General features: G+C 66.9%; 13 protein-coding genes, 1 pseudogene and 1 riboswitch. Of the genes and pseudogenes, 4 read left to right on the top strand and 10 right to left on the bottom strand.

Features of this window, described 5'->3' with window-relative positions:
- Positions 1-17: 17 nt before the first annotated feature.
- From ACXDF8_RS20145 to ACXDF8_RS20125, 5 genes are all read right to left on the bottom strand, one after another.
- A complete protein-coding gene (locus tag ACXDF8_RS20145; RefSeq protein ID WP_457225049.1) occupies positions 18-1,370 on the bottom strand; it encodes an FAD-binding oxidoreductase in 1,353 nt (450 codons plus the stop codon).
- A complete protein-coding gene (locus ACXDF8_RS20140; RefSeq protein ID WP_457225048.1) occupies positions 1,367-4,756 on the bottom strand; it encodes a TM0106 family RecB-like putative nuclease in 3,390 nt (1,129 codons plus the stop codon). Before ACXDF8_RS20140 ends, ACXDF8_RS20145 begins: the two co-directional genes overlap by 4 nt.
- Before the next feature lie 45 nt (positions 4,757-4,801).
- Positions 4,802-6,847, bottom strand: coding sequence for a putative bifunctional diguanylate cyclase/phosphodiesterase (locus tag ACXDF8_RS20135; protein WP_457225047.1), 2,046 nt, complete (start codon positions 6,845-6,847; stop codon positions 4,802-4,804).
- Positions 6,848-6,855: 8 nt separating this feature from the next.
- Positions 6,856-7,392 carry a heme NO-binding domain-containing protein gene (locus ACXDF8_RS20130; RefSeq protein WP_457225046.1) on the bottom strand — a complete coding sequence of 179 codons (537 nt, stop codon included), beginning with the start codon at positions 7,390-7,392 and terminating at the stop codon, positions 6,856-6,858.
- Between the two features lie 160 nt (positions 7,393-7,552).
- Positions 7,553-8,095, bottom strand: coding sequence for an LppP/LprE family lipoprotein (locus ACXDF8_RS20125; RefSeq protein ID WP_457225115.1), 543 nt, complete (start codon positions 8,093-8,095; stop codon positions 7,553-7,555).
- Between the two features lie 90 nt (positions 8,096-8,185).
- Between ACXDF8_RS20125 and ACXDF8_RS20120 the strand changes: the two genes are divergently transcribed.
- Positions 8,186-9,901 (top strand): DEAD/DEAH box helicase, encoded by a 1,716-nt coding sequence (locus ACXDF8_RS20120; RefSeq protein WP_457225045.1) that lies wholly within the window; start codon positions 8,186-8,188, stop codon positions 9,899-9,901.
- Positions 9,898-11,037 (top strand): acyltransferase family protein, encoded by a 1,140-nt coding sequence (locus ACXDF8_RS20115; protein ID WP_457225044.1) that lies wholly within the window; start codon positions 9,898-9,900, stop codon positions 11,035-11,037. The genes ACXDF8_RS20120 and ACXDF8_RS20115 overlap by 4 nt, the downstream gene beginning before the upstream one ends.
- A gap of 77 nt (positions 11,038-11,114) precedes the next feature.
- On the opposite strand, the gene ACXDF8_RS20110 is transcribed toward ACXDF8_RS20115, so the two are convergent.
- From ACXDF8_RS20110 to ACXDF8_RS20095, 4 genes and pseudogenes are all read right to left on the bottom strand, one after another.
- Entirely contained in the window at positions 11,115-11,975 is an 861-nt protein-coding gene (locus tag ACXDF8_RS20110; protein ID WP_457225043.1) for an endonuclease domain-containing protein, read from the bottom strand.
- Positions 11,976-12,035: 60 nt separating this feature from the next.
- Positions 12,036-12,662: a TetR/AcrR family transcriptional regulator gene (locus tag ACXDF8_RS20105; protein ID WP_457225042.1), complete on the bottom strand. Its 627-nt coding sequence runs from the start codon at positions 12,660-12,662 to the stop codon at positions 12,036-12,038.
- On the bottom strand, positions 12,662-13,891 hold the full coding sequence (locus ACXDF8_RS20100; RefSeq protein WP_457225041.1) for a cytochrome P450: 1,230 nt from the start codon (positions 13,889-13,891) through the stop codon (positions 12,662-12,664). Before ACXDF8_RS20100 ends, ACXDF8_RS20105 begins: the two co-directional genes overlap by 1 nt.
- 262 nt (positions 13,892-14,153) lie before the next feature.
- A pseudogene (locus tag ACXDF8_RS20095) lies at positions 14,154-14,980 on the bottom strand (transposase); the annotation flags it as partial.
- 148 nt (positions 14,981-15,128) lie between these two features.
- On the opposite strand from ACXDF8_RS20095, the gene ACXDF8_RS20090 reads away from it, so the two are divergent.
- Entirely contained in the window at positions 15,129-15,287 is a 159-nt protein-coding gene (locus tag ACXDF8_RS20090; protein WP_457225040.1) for a hypothetical protein, read from the top strand.
- On the opposite strand, the gene htpG is transcribed toward ACXDF8_RS20090, so the two are convergent.
- Positions 15,284-17,209, bottom strand: a complete 1,926-nt coding sequence (gene htpG / locus ACXDF8_RS20085) for a molecular chaperone HtpG (protein ID WP_457225039.1) — start codon at positions 17,207-17,209, stop codon at positions 15,284-15,286. The two genes, ACXDF8_RS20090 and htpG, sit on opposite strands and share 4 nt — an antisense overlap.
- Before the next feature lie 137 nt (positions 17,210-17,346).
- Positions 17,347-17,520, bottom strand: a riboswitch (M-box (ykoK) riboswitch).
- A gap of 166 nt (positions 17,521-17,686) precedes the next feature.
- Here htpG and ACXDF8_RS20080 point away from each other — a divergent pair.
- Complete coding sequence (locus tag ACXDF8_RS20080) at positions 17,687-18,118, top strand: hypothetical protein (RefSeq protein WP_457225038.1); 432 nt, start codon at positions 17,687-17,689, stop codon at positions 18,116-18,118.
- The last annotated feature ends 76 nt before the right edge of the window (positions 18,119-18,194 follow it).

Genomic DNA, 18,194 nt, shown 5'->3' with positions numbered 1-18,194 from the left:
TCGGGCCGACCGAGCGGTCAGTCGAACAACACCGCCGGGTTCAGGAACCCCGTGGGGTCGAAGGCCGCCTTGATCGTGCGCATGGCGGCGATGTCGGAGTCCTCCCGAGACATCCCCAGGTAAGCGCGTTTGCGGCTGCCGACCCCGTGTTCGGAGCTGACGTTGCCGCCGTGGGCGGCGATGAGATTCATCATGGCCGCGTACAGCTGGCTTTCCTGTTCGACGCCGCAGCGCAGCACGTTCAAGTGCAGGTTGCCCTCGCCGATGTGGCCGAACAGCACGCCGATCGCGTCGGGCGCGTGCGTGCCGATCAACGCGGCGGAGTCGTCGGCGAACGCCGGAATCGCCGACAAGGGAAGCGACACATCGAATTTCAGCGGCGGCCCGAACAGTCCCACCACCTCGGCGGTGGATTCGCGGACCTGCCAGAGACGCTGCTGGGCGGTGTTGTCCACTCCCACCGCGGGCTCGTCGCTGAGCTCGGCACCGTCGAGTGCGTCAGCGAGGCGTTCGGTCAGGTCGCTGTCCCCGGCCAGCTCGACTAGCAGCAACCAGTCGGCGTCGGTGGGGACCGCGACGTCGAAATGCTTGGCCGCCAGTGCCGCGGCGCGGCCGTCGACGAGCTCCAGCGCGGCCACCGACTCGGTGTCCCGCAACACCCGGCCGGCGGCCACCAACGCCGCCAGGTCGGCGAAGCCGCACACCGCCGTAACCCGGTGCGCCGGAATGGGGTGCAGGCGGAGGTCCAGCGAGGTGATCACCCCGAGGGTGCCCTCGGCGCCGATGAACAGCGAGGCCAGGTCGTAGCCGGTGTTGTCGGCGCGCACCTGGCTGTGCCGGTGCACCACCGTGCCGTCGGGCAGGGCGAGGTCCAGACCGATGACCTGTTCGCCCATGTTGCCGTAGCGCACCGTGCGTAGCCCGCCGGCGTTGGTGGACGCCATCCCGCCGACGGTGGCCGAGTCCCGGGCGGCCAGGTCGACCCCGAATAGCAGGCCCGCCGCGGCGGCCGCCCGCTGCACCGCCGCCGCGGTGACGCCGGCGCCGACCCTGATCCGCCGTTCGTCGACATCGACCTCGCCGACTTCGGTCAGTCGTTCGGTGGACAACAGCACGTCGTCGTGTTCGGGCACGGTTCCCGCCACCAGCGAGGTCCGCCCGCCCTGCACCGTCACGCAGACCCCCGCGTCCCGACATGCCCGTAGCACCGCGGCCACCTCGTCGGCCGACGCCGGGCGCACCAGCGCGCTGGCGTGCCCGCGGTAGCGCCCGGTGTAGTCGACACTGCGCCCGTCGAGCACATCGGCATCGGTGACGACGTGTGCGGGGCCGACGATGCCTTGCAGGGTCTGGGTCAGTGAAGCGGTCATGGCGAGGGTTTATCACACATCGCGAGAAACGCCCCCAACTCGACCAGACCGGCCGGCGTCGACGGCAGATAGTCGGTCAGCATCGCCGAGCGGACGATCACCGCGGCGTACTTGGCTCGGCTCACGGCGACGTTGAGGCGATTCCGGTTGAGCAGGAACGAGATTCCGCGGGGGACCTCGGCGATCGAGGACGCCACCATCGACACGAACACCACCGCGGCCTGTCTGCCCTGGAACTTGTCCACCGTGCCGGCCTGCACGTCGGTCAGGCCTGCGGCGTCGAGCAGCCGGCGCAGCAGCAGCACCTGCGCGTTATAGGGGGTGACGACCAGCACGTCGGCGCCGGTCAGCGCGCGGGTGCCGTCCTCGTCGGTCCATGCCGAACCGAGCAGCCGGGTGGTCTCGGCGACGATCGCCTCGGCCTCCTCGATGCTGTCAGTCGAGTTGCCGTCGTGATCGATGCTCAGGACGTGCACCCCGGGCTCGAAGCCGGCCAGGCGGCGAGCTGCCGTGCGGTCCTGCACCGAGTGCAGCCGCCGATCGTAGGACAGCCGGGAGACCGCGGCGCACACCGCCGGATGCATGCGGTAGGACCGATCCAGGAAATAGCCGAGTTGCTCAGGCAGCGTATGGTGGCCGTCGACGAGCCAGCCCAGCGCCGAGGCGTCCACCGGCTCGGGATGGGTGCCCTGACTGACCTGCGGCAGCTGCTGCGGATCGCCCAGCAGCAGCAGGTTCGCCGCCGCCGGTGCGACGGCGATGGTGTTGGCCAGGCTGAACTGTCCTGCCTCCTCGATCACCAGCAGCTGCAGGCTGCTGCGGGGCACCCGCGAGGCGTTGGCGAAATCCCATGCCGTGCCGCCGATCACGCAACCCTCGGCACCGGCGATGAACGCCGGATAGTCCTTTTCGTTGATGACCGTCCACGGCCCGGTGCCGCCCGGCTTCTTGGCGACGGCACCCGGGTCGACCCCGGCGGCGATGATGTCGCGAAACAGGTTCTCCACCACGGCGTGGGACTGTGCGACCACCCCGATGCGCCAGCGCCGGTCGTTGACCAGGCCGGCGATGACGCGCGCCGCGGTGTGTGTCTTGCCGGTGCCGGGCGGCCCGTGCACGGCCACGTACGAGGAGTCCAGGGCCAGCAGCGCGGCGGTGATGTCGGCAGCGCTGTCCCCGGTGCGCGGCAATGGGCCGCCGGTGCGGGGTGGGCGGCGCAACAGGATGTCGACGACCGCGGACGCCGGCAACTGCGGAAGCGTGGCCGCGATGTCTGCGGCGGTGGCGTCGATCGACTCCCGCAGTGCCTTCGTGTGGAACGGTGGACCGGGGGTGAGGGCGAACGGCACCTGACCGAAAGGACCGCCTTGCTTGGGTTCTCGCTCCAAGACGAGCACCTCGGTCGGGGCGGCCGGATCGTCGCACTCGAGGACGGTCACCGCACTGCAGCCCCGCCGTTCGGGATCGTCGGACAGCCCGGCCGGCGTCGGCGGCTCGTAGAGGGCGAACATCTCGCCGCTGAGCTCCCCGGCGGCGATCGAGCCCGTCAGTCGCAGTCGCCGCTGGGGTTTTCGGGCCCGCGGCGGAACGTGCCAGTCGGCCTCGAGTTCGGCGCGCTCGGCCAGGAAAACCCCTGGGGTGTCGGACCATTCGTCGACCGGGCTGTTGAGCCGGTCGAAATGTCCCCACCAGAACGGCTTGTCCTCGCGCCGGTGGTAGCCGCTTGCCGCCGCGACCATGGCGGCTGCCCGCTGCTGCGGGCTGCGGGTGGTGATGTCGTCGCCGGCGAACCGGGTCAGCGTGCGAGCCACGTCGTCATCGACCTCGACCTGACCGGATTCGTGCACCGGTTGGAAGCCCAGCGGCGGGACACCGGATTCGAATGCGCGCTGCAGCAACCAGTCCCGCAGCTTGCGGGTGGATCGGCAGTCGTAGAGGTTGTAGTCCTCGATCTCCTTGAGTACAGTCGCGGCCTCGTCGTGGTTGCCGTCGGCGCGCAGTTCGCAGTAACGGGCATACATCGTGATCGAGTCGGTGGCGGTGGTGACATCGCCGGTGCGCAGTTCGGCATCCATATACAGGGGCTCGAGCGACTTGAGGCTGTAGTTCTCGGTGCCGACCCGAATGCTCTTGCGGACAAGGGGATACAGGTCCACCAGGACGCCGTTGCGCAGCAGGTCGTCGACCTCGTTCTCGCCTTCGCCGTAGCGGCCGGCGAGCCGAAGCAGGGCCGTCTTCTCGTACGCCGCGTAGTGGTAGATGTGCATCTTGGGATACCGCTTGCGCCGCTTGCGGACCATCTCCAGAAAGCCCTTGAGCGCCTTGCGTTCTTGTCGGCGGTCATGGGCCCACAGCGGCCGGAATTCTCCGCCGACACCGAGCACGCCGAACAGGTATTCCAGACCCCAGTCGGTACCGTCGGCCGTCCACAGCGGGTCACCTTCGAAGTCGAAGAACAGATCACCCTTGTCGTGATCGGGCAACAGCATCAGCGGCTGTGGGTCGACCACCTCGAATGGTGGCTCTCCGGCAACCCGCGGAGCAATCTGAAGTCGCGCCTGCCCGCTCAGCGCGGCGACCGCGCGGGCGGGCATGCCGGGAACGGGGCCTTCGTGGGCGGCCAGTTCGGCAACGGTGGTGATGCCGGCATCGATCAGCCGGGCCCGCTGGCTGATTCGCATGCCCGCGACCAGTAGCAGGTCATCGTGTCGGCGAACCTGCGCCTGGCACTCCGGGCAGCGCATACACGCGCGCACGGACTCGTCCTCCCAACTCACCGCGACATCACCGGCGAGGTGCCGATCCAGTAGGTCCTGCAGGGCGGTGCGCCGGGACCGGTACACCGGCAGCAACTCGTCGACCCGGTAGGCCCGCGTTGTTCCGTTGCCCAGCACCAATTCCACCTCGTCGTGCACGGCCACCCCCGCAGCCGACAGTGTCTCGGCGTACGCGGCCAGTTGCAGCAGTGCTTCGACCTTCACCGATCGGGCGAGCTTGGTGTCGCGTAGCCGATATCGGTCGGCATCCAGCAGCAGGAAGTCCGCGAATCCGGCGAACCGGCCGTCGAACATCGCGGCCTGGTAGATGACGGGCGCGCGTTGCTCGACCGCGGCCAGGGTGGCCTCGGCGGCCGCGGTCAGTCCCGCGACGGTGTAGGCGGGCCTGCCGATGACCGTGACGTCAGTCGCCGAGCGCAGCTCATCGAGGTGGCGTTCCTCATGCTGGCCGCCGAGCTCGGCGGTACGGGCCAGCAACTCGTCTTCGACGGACACCGCAGGGCCCCGGCCCAGCTTGGCATCGAAGGCGCGGAGCAGCGCGTACTCGCAACGGGCGGCCGCCGCGAGATCGGATGCGCTGTAGATGACGCGGTCGTCGGCGACGAACACAGACTTACTGTAGGCGGGCGCACCGACGCGTCAGCCGCGGCTGCCTCACGGAACGTCGCTGAGCGGCAGCGTCGGCGGGACAGGCTCGAGAAATGGGCCCAACTCCTCGGGGGGCAAGGGCGGTGAGAAGTAGTTGCCTTGACAGAAATCGCAGCCGAGCGACCGCAGCCGGTCAACCTCCTCCAGGGTTTCGGCCCCCTCGGCCACGACCTCCATCCCCAGACTGCGCGCCAGCACCACGATCGTGTTCACGATCTGCAGGCTCTCCATGTGGGTTTCCATCCGGGAGATGAATGAGCGGTCGATCTTCAGCACATGCAGGGGGAACCTGTGCAGATAGCTGAGGCAGGAAAAGCCGGTCCCGAAGTCGTCGATGCTGATCCGGATACCGAGCGCACCGAGACGGGTGAGCACATCGGTGGCGTGATCGGCGTGGTCCATCGTCATGGACTCGGTGATTTCGAGCCTCAGCATCTCCGGCTCGACTTTGGTCTCGGCCATGATGCTCCGCACTTGTTCGACCAGGTTTGCCTGGGCGAACTGGCGTGGGGAGAGATTGACGCTGACCGTCAACGGCCGCTGACCGTCCCGGTTGGCGTTCCAACGGTGTACGGCCAGGCACGCCTCACGCAACACCCAGGCGCCGATCGGGATGATCAGCCCGGTTTCCTCGGCGGCCGGGATGAACTCGTCGGGGTAACGCAGTGTGGTCGGTGACGTCCGCCAACGGACCAGCGCTTCGAACCCGACGACCTCACCGTCGGCGATGGACACCACCGGTTGGTAATGCAGTTCGAACGACTCGTCGCGTACGGCGCGGCGGAGCTCGTTGTGCAGTGTCATCCGCCGCGTCGCGAGGTCCTGCATGGTTGCGTCGTAGATTTCGCAGCGAGCCTTGCCCTGGGCCTTGGCGCGATACATCGCCATGTCCGCGTGCCGCACCATCTCGTCCGCCGAACCGTGCTCTGGGGAGCTCATCGCGATCCCGATGCTCGCCCCGGTCGCAACCTCATGCCCCTCCACCCGGAAGGGTTTACGCAGCAACGCCTGGATCCGGTCCGCGATCGCCGTAGCTTCGCTGGATTTGCCGATCTGGCGCACCAGCAATGTGAACTCGTCGCCGCCCATGCGTGCCAGCAGCGCCCGGGGTTCATCGCCGGGGCGCTGGCCGGTGACCTCGCCGTCCCGGATCGCATCCTTCAGCCGGGCGCCGACCTGGATGATCAAGGCATCCCCCGCAGCATGGCCCAAACTGTCGTTGACCATCTTGAACCGGTCCAAGTCGACGAATAGGACGCAGAAACCGGCTTGTCGGTCCAGGCAGTATTCCCGGAACGCCTGCTCCACCTCTTGCACGAAATGGGCGCGGTTGGGCAGGTTGGTGAGCGAGTCATGCATCGCGTCGTGCAGCCGCGCCTTGGCACGATCCCGTTCGATCACCCGGCCGAGTTGAGTTCCGGCCCTGGAGATCATCGACAGCAGGGCCGCATCCTCCGCCGTCGGATTGGGCCCGAAGAACTCGAGCGATGCCGCCACCTCGGATCCGATCAGGAGCGGGGCGCTGAATGCGCAGCGCAGGCCGGATCGCAACGCGCTATGGGCGCGGGGAAAGTTCTTGCTCGTCGTCACATCATCCAGCCATTGAGCTGCACCTGTCTGCCAGACCTGGCCGGGCAGGCCCTCACCGAGCGCGAATACGAGTTCTGCTGTGGTGGTTTGTAATTCGGAGATGTCCAGGGCGGGATCGTGATACCAGATGTTGGACGGCCACATCCTCCGGGCCGGGCCCTCCCCGCCGACGATGTAGGCATGTGCGGCCGGCCATCCGGTGAAGTGGCAGATATACCGCAGTGCGGACGCCAGCACCTCTCTGGCCGAACCGGCCTGGTTGGCCATGATGGTGATCTCGGAGAGGAATTCGAGTTCACGCTGCTGGTGGTAGAGATCGCGCAGGCCCTGTTCGGCGATCTCCTCGGCTTGGTGCCGGATCTTGCGTTCCCGTTCCAGTCGCCGACGTACACGCTTGTTCTCTGCCGTCAGTGCCTCGACCAACCCATCAGAGGCTGAGTCGAGTGCGTCATCCCCCGCCATCACAGCGCCTACGCAGGGCTGACCGCTAGCACGCATCGGTCCGCACCACGGGACGTGCACTGTTCATGCCGCACGGTCAGCTCCTCCCCATAGTGGTCGCCGGCACCCAGGATGAAGCCGTGGGCCAGCCCGCAGAGCCGGCGCTGCGATCGGTAACCGATCAACAGACTTCCGTCCGCGGCCGAGGTGAAATCGAAATGTGGGCAATAAGCTCCGGCGTAGAGCTTGCGCACCTCGGGATGAATGACGCTGTTGAGGGTGCGCAGGAACGGCACCGTGTGCTGGTGAGCGGAGAAGAAGGCTGGCCAACGCTCGCTCATGAAGGGGATCGCCCGTCGTCCGAACCAGCGCAAGACCTCGTCGTCGGTCAACGATAGTTCGGTCCCGGCGGCCGCGACCAGCCGCATCATCTCCGCGTCGTCGTAGCTCCCCAGCGAGGTATAGACCCCATCCAGTCCGGCTCGATCGAGCAGATCCTCCCAGGCTTGGTCCCCGTGGCCGGCGATCACTACGTCTTCGAGCAGGTTGAAGATGATGCCCTTCATGGCCCCTCCGATGCCTCCAGGCCCGCAGTTTACGCGCCGGTAACCTGGCCTCGGTGTGCTTTGGTTTGCCAGTTCGTCGGGTTAGGCAAGAATATGCGGCAGGCGTTGCGGTGTCGCCGACGCGCTCAGTTTGCCTCGGTGATCGCCGCCCACCGACGCCTCAGGTGTTGCCGATCAGCTCGACGCCGTTGCCGTTCCAGCGGAACTTCACCACGCTCTGCATGCCCAGACCGTTGACGTAGGCCAGGGCGACGGTGTCGCCGGTGCTCTGGGTGGAGTCGAGGCCGTTGAATCCGTAGGTGTCGGGCACTCCGGTCGGGATGTACTTGCCGAGGTGGAACAGCACCGCACGGGTGTTGGGATTTTCGGCGTTGGTGTTGGCCCGCACGATCACCGCGGACAGCTGCGCGCACTCGTTGTAGTTTCCGGCCACCGGCACGGGGTACCAGCCCTGGTTGCTGCGTGGGTCGCGGGGAAGGTCTGACACGGCCTGCGCGATGGCGGGCGCGGCGAGGTTGACCGCACACGGATCGGGCGCCGGAGCCGGGGGCGGCGGGGGCGGCGGCACAGCGGTCGGCGGCGGCGGTGGCGTGGAGGTGGTGGTCACAGCCGGTGTCGTCACGTCCGGGGTCTTGGCCACGGTGGAGTCCCCCGAGCTGCAGCTCACCAGGGTTGCGGCCAGCGCCGCGCCCGCCGCAGCCATGCTCAGCCGATGCCCCACATCGGCTGACGGTACCGTCCCTCGGCGCCGGAGCGGGGTTACGGCACGCTCCGGCATTAGACTGCAGATCCAATGACAATCTCGGAAGACGCCGGCCCCGACGCCGACGAGGCCACCCCGCAGACCTTCGCCGACCTGCAGATACACCCCGCCGTCCTGCAAGCCGTTGCTGACGTCGGTTACGAAACGCCGTCAGCGATTCAGGCGGCCACCATTCCGGCGCTGCTGGCCGGTTCCGACGTGGTCGGTCTGGCGCAGACCGGCACGGGCAAGACCGCGGCGTTCGCGATCCCGATCCTGTCCAAGATCGACCCGACCAGCCGCGTCACCCAGGCGCTGGTGCTGGCCCCGACGCGTGAGTTGGCCCTGCAGGTCGCCGAGGCGTTTAGCCGCTACGGCGCGCACCGAAACATCAATGTGCTGCCGATTTACGGCGGTTCGTCCTACGTCCCGCAGTTGGCCGGACTCAAGCGCGGCGCGCAGGTCGTCGTCGGGACGCCCGGGCGCGTCATCGACCACCTGGAGAAGGGCAGCCTGGACCTCTCGCACCTGGATTACCTGGTGCTCGACGAGGCCGACGAGATGCTGCAGATGGGTTTCGCCGAGGACGTCGAGCGGATCCTGGCCGACACCCCGGAATACAAGCAGGTCGCGCTGTTCTCGGCGACGATGCCGCCGGGGATCCGCAAGATCACCTCCAAGTACCTGCACGACGCGGTGGAGGTGGCGGTCAAGTCGAAGACCGCCACCGCCGAGAACATCACCCAGCGCTACATCCAGGTCGCGGGGCCGCGGAAGATGGACGCCCTGACCCGGCTGCTCGAGGTCGAGCCGTTCGAGGCGATGATCGTGTTCGTCCGGACCAAGCAGGCCACCGAGGAGGTCGCCGAGAAGCTGCGAGCCCGCGGGTTCGCCGCCTCGGCCATCAACGGCGATATCCCGCAGGCGCTTCGCGAGCGGACCATCGCCGCGCTCAAGAGCGGGGCGATCGACATCCTGGTCGCCACCGATGTCGCGGCGCGCGGGCTGGACGTCGAACGCATCTCCCATGTGCTGAACTACGACATCCCGCACGATCCGGAGTCCTATGTGCACCGGATCGGGCGCACTGGGCGAGCCGGGCGATCCGGGACCGCGCTGCTGTTCGTCTCGCCTCGGGAACGCCACCTGCTGAAGTCGATCGAGAAGGTCACCCGCCAGCCGGTCACCGAAGACCAGTTGCCCAGCGTCGAAGACGTCAACGCCCAGCGGGTGGCCAAGTTCCACGATTCGATCACCGAGGCGCTCAACGCGCCGGGCTTCGACATGTTCCGTCGCCTCATCGAGGATTACGAGCGCGACCACGACGTGCCGATGGCCGACATCGCCGCCGCACTGGCGTTGCAGAGCCGCAACGGCGCGGAGTTCCTGATGACCGAACCGCCGCCGGAGAAGCGCCGCGAGCGGGAGTCGTCCGATCGGGGCGATCGTGAGCGCGCCCCCCGCAAGACCCGTGACGACCTGACCACCTACCGCATCGCCGTCGGCAAGCGGCACAAGGTGGGTCCCGGCTCGATCGTGGGGGCGATCGCCAACGAGGGCGGCCTGCACCGCAGCGATTTCGGGCACATCACCATCAAGAGTGACTTCTCGCTGGTCGAACTGCCCACCGACCTGTCCAAGTCGACATTGAAAGCCCTTGAGAAGACCCGGATCTCCGGGATCCTGATCGACCTCAAGCCCGACCGTGGCAGCCCACGATACGACTCGCGTCCCTCCGGCGGGAAGCCCCGGCGCCCGAGCCGATGACCGCGTCCGGCGCGGTCGACCAGGGCGGCCTGGAGGCCGTCGTGGGAGTCGACCGGGTTGCCTCCCTCACGGGGGTGCGCGCGGTGGCGGCGCTGCTGGTGCTCGCCACCCACGCTGCCTACACCACCGGCAAGTACACCCACGGCTTTGTCGGCCTGGTGTATTCGCGGATGGAGATCGGTGTGCCGATCTTCTTCGTGCTCTCCGGCTACCTATTGTTCGGGCCGTGGGTGCGGGCACTCGCCGATGCCGGGCCGTCGCCGTCGGTGCGGCGCTACGCCTGGCATCGGGTGCGGCGCATCATGCCCGCCTATGTCGTCACTGTGCTGGCGGCTTACCTGATCTATCACTTCCGTGACGCCGGACCCAACCCGGGCCACACCTGGGTCGGGCTGCTGCGCAACCTGACGCTGACCCAGATCTACACCGACAACTACATGTTCAACGGCTATCTGCACCAGGGATTGACACAGATGTGGAGCCTGGCCGTCGAGGTGGCGTTCTATGTCGCGCTGCCGGTGTTGGCCTACCTGTTGATCGTGGTGCTGTGCCGCCGTCAGTGGCGCCCGGGTGTGCTGCTGACCGGTCTGGTGGTGCTCGCTCTGGTCAGCCCGGCATGGATGGCGCTGGTGCACTCCACGCACTTCCTGCCGAGCGGGGCGCGGCTGTGGCTGCCCGGCTACCTGGCCTGGTTCGTCGGCGGCATGCTGCTGACCGTGTTGCAGGTCAAGGGAGTTCGCGTCTACGGCTTCATCACGGTTCCGTTGGCGGTCATTTGTTTTCTCATCGTGTCCACCCCGATCGCCGGTGAGCCCACGACATCCCCGACCGGCCTGACCGAGGCACTGGTCAAGACCGGCTTCTACGCCGTTATCGCGACACTCGTGGTGGCGCCGTTGGCGCTGGGCAACCGCGGCTGGTATGCGCGGCTGCTGGCGAGCCGGCCGATGGTGTGGCTGGGGGAGATCTCCTACGAGATCTTCCTGGTGCACCTGGTGGTGATGGAGATCGCCATGGTGGAGGTGCTGGGCTGGCCGGTCTACACCGGCTCGATGCCGGCGTTGTTCGTGGTCACCCTGCTCATGACGATCCCGGTGGCGTGGCTGCTGCATCGATTCACCCGGGTGCGCACGTAGGCGTCCCAATCAGCTCGAGTCTGCGGTGAGCGCGCGATTCTCGGCCGAACTTCGCGCTGAGCGCAGACTCGATGCGCTCACCGCAGACTCGAGGTCCGCCGCGCAAAGGCGTCGCGTACCCGGCGGACGATGTCGCTTGTTGAGTCTGCGGCCAGCACCCGGATCACGATCCACCCGAGCCGCTCCAGATCTTCGTGCCGGCGAACGTCTTTGGTGTACTGCCACCGATCCGTGCGGTGGTGGTCCCCGTCGTACTCCACGGCGACCATGACCTCTTCCCATCCCATGTCGAGGTAGTAGGTCGCGGATGAGTCGGGGCAGGGCACGGGAATCTGTGTTCGTGGACGGGGGAAGCCGGCGTCGACGAGAGTCAACCGCAGCCAGGTCTCCCGCGGTGACTGCGCGCCTGTGTCGGTCAGATCCAGCACGGTCTCAAGCTGGCGCAGGCCTCGCGCTCCGCGGTGTCGGGCCGCCACTGCGGCGACGTCGTCACTTCCAATGCCTGTGGCGCGTAACAGTGCATCCATCCGGGCGACCGTCGAGCGCGTGGGATGGCGTCGGCCGATGTCAAATGCCGTACGCGGTGCGGTGGTGACCGGCAGATCGCCCAACCACGTGCGCTCGTCGGGGTCGATGCACACATCGTGGGTGCGCACACCGCGCGGCGGCCTGGCATTCGACGCCACCAGCTCGACCGGCAAGCTGGCATCCAGCCACTTCGTCCCGTGCAGCGCAGCTGCCGTAAGCCCCATGACAATCCCGCTGCGGTGCGACCACAACCATGCCGCCCGCGCGCGCTGGGCGACGGTCAACTCAACTCCCTGCTGGGCATAGACGCCGGGAAAAACCCTGCGATAGCGCGCGCGTAGTTGATGGTCGCGCAGAACGCCTTTGGCAATTGCTTCGCTACCGATGAACGGGTCGTCGAGGGTCGTCATGCCGACACTGTGCGACCGACGACCGCTTCCGGGGTTACCGAGTCTGCGCCCAGCGCGTCCCTATGGGGATGAAGGTCGATCTGTGCGCAGACTCGGCGCGTCCACCGCAGGGTCGGACTCGGCTGGGCACACCATCGGGACTACGAATTCTTCGAGCATCGCCCGCTCGTCGTCGGCGTCGCGGCCGGGGAAGATCAGCAGCGAGGTGAGCACCCGCACCAGCCAACGCGCCCGGCGGTTCACCACCGCGGGGTCGTCGGGCCGCAGCGAGAGCAAGAAGCCCGACGTCAGCGCCTGGATGACCTCGGACTGCTCGGCCATCTCCGCGCCGATGGGGGAGTCGGCAGTGGCGAACCACGATGACAGCGCCGGACTTTCGCGGACCACCTTCATCGACATCGTCAGCCCTGCGAGCAAGCGTTCGCGTGGGTCGGCGATGCCGCCGATCGACTCCGACATCTGCTCGTGCAGCCGGTAGGCCTCCCGGTGTACGTAGGCGGTGTGCAGCATGTCGCGGTTCTCGAAGTAGCGGTACAGCGTCGCCCGGGAACACCCCGCGGTGCGGGCGATGTCGTTCATGCCCACGCTGCCGACATCGCGTCGGGCGAACAGTTCACCGGCGGCGTCGAGGATGCGGTCGGCGGCCACCTCCGCGCGCCGCGAGGCCAGCCAGTTGTTGCCCGCCATCAGCTGCGCACCCGGAACGGGACGGACAACGGTCGGCGGACGTAGCCGCCACCGGCCCATTCGATACCGGCTTCGTCGACGTCGAAATCTGGGCAGCGGGTCAGCAGTTCGGTCAGAGCCACCCGTGCCTGCATGCGGGCTGCCGCGGCTCCGAGGCAGTGGTGGGCGCCGTGGCTGAACGTCAGGATGTTGCGCGGCCGGCGCGTGACGTCGAGTTCGCCGGCGTCGGGGCCGTACTGGCGTTCGTCGCGGTTGGCCGAGCCGTAGAGCAGCAGCACCTTACGGCCGAATGGGATTGTCCTGCCGTGCAATTCCACGTCACGGGTGGTGGTGCGGGCCAGCCCCTGGACCGGTGAGGTCAGCCGCAGCAACTCGTCGACGGCGTCGGGGATCAGGTCTTGTGAGTCGACCAGCAGGCGGCGCTGGTCGGGCTGCTGATGCAACAGCTGGACCGAGCCGCCGAGCATCCCGGTGGTGGTGTCGTTGCCGCCGGTGACCATGGTGAACGTGAACGCCAGCACTGACAGGGTGCCGGCGAGGTCGCCGTCAGCCCCCACCCCGGCGGCCACCAGGTGGGAGACGGTGTCATCCCCGGGTTCACGCCTGCGTCGCTCGATCAGTTCGGTGAAGTAGGCCATCATCGACCCGATCGCGTCGCCGACCGAGCCCAGGGCATCCAACCCACTGGCGTTCGCGGCCACGATTGCCTCGGTCCAGCCGTCGAACTGGGCGCGGTCCTGCTCGGGGACGCCGAGGTAGTGCGCGACGACCATCGACGGCAGCGGCTTGAACAACTCGGCGACGATGTCCCCGCCGCCGGCGGCACGCAGTCGCTCGATGCGCTCGACGACGAACTCGCGGACCTTCGGTTCGACTGCCTCGACCTGGCGGGGGGTGAACCCGCGGGCGACCAGTTTGCGAAACTCGGTGTGCGACGGCGGATCCTGCATCACCATGGGTGGGTTGTCCTGCAGCCCGATCAGTTCCAGCTCGCGGTAGTTGACGGTCAGGCCTTGCGCGGAGGAGAACGTCTGATGGTCGCGGGCGGCCTGCCAGATGTCGGCGTGCCGCGAGAGCACCCAGTAGTCGTGATCGGGGTTGTCCGGCACGACGTGGTGCACGGGGTCGTTGTCGCGCAGCGCCCGGTACATCGGCCAGGGGTCGCCCCACGTCTGTGCCGTCGCCAACTCGAACCGGGCCGGGGCGGTGTGAGACACAACTGCGGTCATGTCTTATGATTACGACACAGACCGAGTTGTGTCAATGATGGTGTAGGATCCCAGTAGATTTGTCCTAATCCCAGTTGGGTTGTCATCTGTGCGTCCCTTTCGGCGCAATTGAACAAAATCCTGGGAATCAGAGTCCCGCCTCTCAAAACTTCCTTCTCGAATGCTCTTGCCAGGCCGACAGGGGGCCAGGGCTGCAGAGAAGTGGACCTGGAGTGCTGAGTCCCCCCGGGTGAGTCCGGAGACTTCCTGATGTGAGAACTCGGCCGGCGGCTGGTGTCTGTTGTTGAGCGTGGTGGGCGGCCTCAAGCTGGGCTGGTGGTGTGTAGCCGCAGTACTCGTAGAGCCGGTGGTGGTTGAACCAGTCGACCCATTGCGCGGTGCTCAGTTGCAGGTGGCCATGGTCGCTGCCATCCGCCAGCCCAGGGTCCGCCGAGCATAGGCGTCGGTGACGAACGCGACGTTGGCGAATCCCGACCCGGTCGACACATAGGTCGGGTCGGCCACCCACAGCCGATCCGGCGCTCGGGGGCCGAATACACGGTTGACCAGGTCGGCCGGGCGGACAGCCTCGGGGTCGGCGATCGTGGTGCGTCTGACCTTGCCGCGCACCACTCCACGCAGGCCGAGCTCAGCGATCAGCCGCTCGACGGTGCATCGGGCCAGGTCAACGCCCTTACGGTGGAGCGCCAACCACACTTTGCGGGCCCCGTAGACCCCGTAGTTGGCGGCGTGGACACGAGTGATCTCAGCCTTGAGATCCCCACCGCAGACCATCAGGGCCGTCTCGATGGCCTTGATGCTCGGCGATGAACCGTCAGGTCAGTGGTGTGGCCGGTCCAGTTCGGCCGCGAAGAAAGCCGATGCCGTCTTCAAAATCGCATTGGCCCTTCGTAATTCAGCGTTCTCCCGGCACAGCTTCTTCAACTCAGCGGACTCCTCGGCCGTGGTCCCGGGCCGGGCGCCGGCATCGACCTGAGCCTGACGGACCCACTTGCGGACCGTCTCGGCCGTCCCGACCCCCAACAACCGGGCGACCTCGGTCATCGCTGCCCACTCCGACTCATGCTGATCACTGATCTCGGCGACCATCCGCACCGCCCGCTCACGCAGCTCCGGCGGGTACCTCCTCGACTAACCACCTGAGCTGACCCCAACCTTCCCAAGAAGGGGAGCACCCGGACTCGCCGGGGGATTCAAACCGGATCAGCCGGCGGATGTGGACGCGGGCCAACTTCCTGTGAGCACAGACGACGGTGTATTCGACGGCGAGGCCGAACTCGAGGTCGCCGGACAGCGTTGCCCGGTCCGGGTGCGGCTGGTCGAGAAAATCCCGTCCGGCCAGCTCATGGTCAGCGGTGTCGGGTTGCCACCGTATGGCCTCGTTACAGGCCGCTAGACGGTGCGCGCCAGCCGCTGAGCGAGTAGCCCGGCGAACTTCGCTGGATCGTCCAGTGTGCCGCCCTCAGCCAGAAGTGCGGTGCCGTAGAGCAGTTCAGCCGTTTCGGTCAGGGCCGGATCACCGCCCCGTGACGTGAACGCCTCCCGCACCCCGGCGATCAGCGGGTGATCAGGGTTGAGCTCGAGGATGCGTTTCTCGGTGGGGACCGGCTGTCCGGAGGCCTGCAGCATCCGGGCGAGCGCCGGTGTGATGCCGAAGCTGTCGGTGATCAGGCAGGCCGGCGACTCGGTGAGGCGGGTCGACAACCGCACTTCCTTCACCTGCTCGGAGAGGGTCTCCTTGAGCCATTCCAGCAGATCACCGAATTCCTGCTCCAGCTGCGACCGTTCGGCCTCGCTCTTGTCTTCCTCGGCGTCCAGGTCCACCTCGCCCTTGGCGACCGACTGCAGTCGCTTGCCGTCGAATTCGGGCACCATGTCCACCCAGACCTCGTCGACCGGGTCGGTGAGCAGCAGTACCTCATAACCCTTGGCCTTGAACGCCTCCAGGTGCGGTGAACTCAGCAGCTGCGTACGGGATTCACCGGTGGCATAGAAGATCTGCTCCTGACCGTCCTTCATCCGCCCGACGTACTCGGCCAGCGTGGTGGCCTGCTCGTCGCTGTGCGTCGAGGCGAACGACGACACCGCCAGCAGCGTGTCCTTGTTGTCGACGTCGGAGAGCAGGCCTTCCTTGAGGACTCGGCCGAACTGGCCCCAGAACGTGCGGTAGTCCTCGGCCCGCTCCTTCTGCATCTCGGCGATCGTCGAGAGCACCTTCTTGGTGAGCCGGCGCCGGATCGCCTTGATCTGCCGGTCTTGCTGCAAGATCTCCCGAGACACGTTGAGCGACATGTCCGCCGCGTCGACGACACCCTTGACGAACCGCAGGTACGGCGGCAGCAACTCCTCGCAGTCGGCCATGATGAAGACCCGCCGCACGTACAGCTGTACACCGATCCGGGCGTCGGCGTTGAACATGTCGAACGGCGCATGCGACGGAATGAACAACAGGGCCTGATATTCGAAGTTGCCCTCCGCCTTCATCGGGATGACGTCCAGCGGGTCGTCCCAGGCGTGCGCGATGTGCTTGTAGAACTCGACGTACTCCTCCTGGGACACTTCGTCTTTGGGACGGGCCCACAAGGCCTTCATCGAGTTGATGGTTTCGGTCTCGATGGTGACCTGCTCCTCGCCGCCGTCCTCGTCGGCCGGGCTGCGGCGCTCGACCTGCATCCGGATCGGCCAGGCGATGAAGTCCGAGTACTGCTTGACCAGCGCCCGGATCTTCCATTCCGCGGTGTAGTCGTGCAGCTCGTCCTCGGCGTCCTCGGGCTTGAGGTGCAAGGTGACCGACGTGCCCTGCGGAGCATCGTCGACAGTGGCCACGGTGTAGGTGCCATCGCCGGCGGACTCCCAGCGCGTCGCCGAAGCCTCGCCCGCCTTACGGGTCACCAGGGTGACTTTGTCGGCCACCATGAACGACGAGTAGAAGCCGATCCCGAACTGTCCGATCAACTCCTCGGAGGCCGCGGCGTTCTGGGCTTCGCGCAGTTGCTGGCGCAGTTCGGCGGTGCCCGATTTCGCCAACGTGCCGATCAGGGCGACCACCTCGTCGCGGGTCATCCCGATCCCGTTGTCGCGGATCGTCAGGGTGCGGGCGGCCTTATCGATGTCGATCTCGATGTGCAGATCGGAGGTGTCGACGTCGAGGTCCTTGTTGCGGAACGCCTCCAGGCGCAGTTTGTCCAGCGCGTCGGACGCGTTGGAGATCAACTCCCGCAGGTAGGAGTCCTTGTTGGAGTAGATGGAGTGGACCATCAGGTCCAGCAGCTGGCGGGCCTCGGCCTGGAACTCCAGCTGTTCGACGTGTTCGGTCATGGTGAATCCATTCGAAGGGACGACACTTGATGCCGGCGCCGATCATAGCGACCTGCCGCGGGACGTCTCGACGAGAACCTCGGAGTAGTCGGTGTACTAGCCGGAAGGCGGTGGTACTCGCTGCAGTGTTCGCCGACGGGTTACGAATGGCGCACAGGGCTTCGGCACTACGCGACGTACCCCACCATCGCGGGGAGCCACTTTGGGTCATCCCTTAATCCGGGAAGACCTGTCCTGATCTTGGGCGTCTCTCGACGTCGTCAGATCAGTGGCCTGTGTTCACGTAGGAGCCTCACCTAGCAAGGTGCTGACCGCGGTCGATCATGGCCCCGGCACTGCCGGAAGTCAAAACCATTCCACACTGTGCTGTGCGTCCCAATCCGTCTCCCATCAGCCATCTCTCAGCTGGTGCTCAGTTGGCTGGAGTAGGTCGGAGGGGAGAAGAGCGAAAGGACGCTATTGATGAATACCGACACCGTGGACCGGCAGTTCGCCGCGCTGCAAACGCAGGCCGACCAGACCGCATCGTTGATCCGCGCGTTGGCCGACAAGTTGTCGACGGCCGCGGCAGCGGGTGACGCGAACGCCCGTGAGTGGGGGCTCGACCTGAAAGAGATCGCCTTGGCGATCAGAGACGAGCAGACCACGACCACCGAACTGCTGCAAGCCATTCACGCCCTCGTCGACAACCACGTGGCGTCTGCGCAACAGCCAGCGGTGCCGCAAGCCGCATACTCCGGCCCCGCCGCGTATCCGGCTGCGCCGCAATACCCGCAGTATCAACAGCCCGCCCCCGGAGGTGGCGCGCTGCAGCGCTTCCTCGGCGGGCGTTTCGGCCAGGCGATGGTGACCGGCGCTGGCATTGGCATCGGCGACGACATCGTCAACTCGATCTTCGATCGGTTCTGACGGACCGTGTGGCAGAGGTGCCCGCCATGATGGCGGCTGGCCGAGAGCCGACTTCGCCGTTGTTAACCTTTTGCGC

The organism is Mycolicibacterium sp. CBM1, from assembly GCF_054073305.1.
The sequence above is the reverse complement of the archived record's forward strand: the minus strand, read 5'-3'. Positions and strand labels throughout refer to the sequence as shown.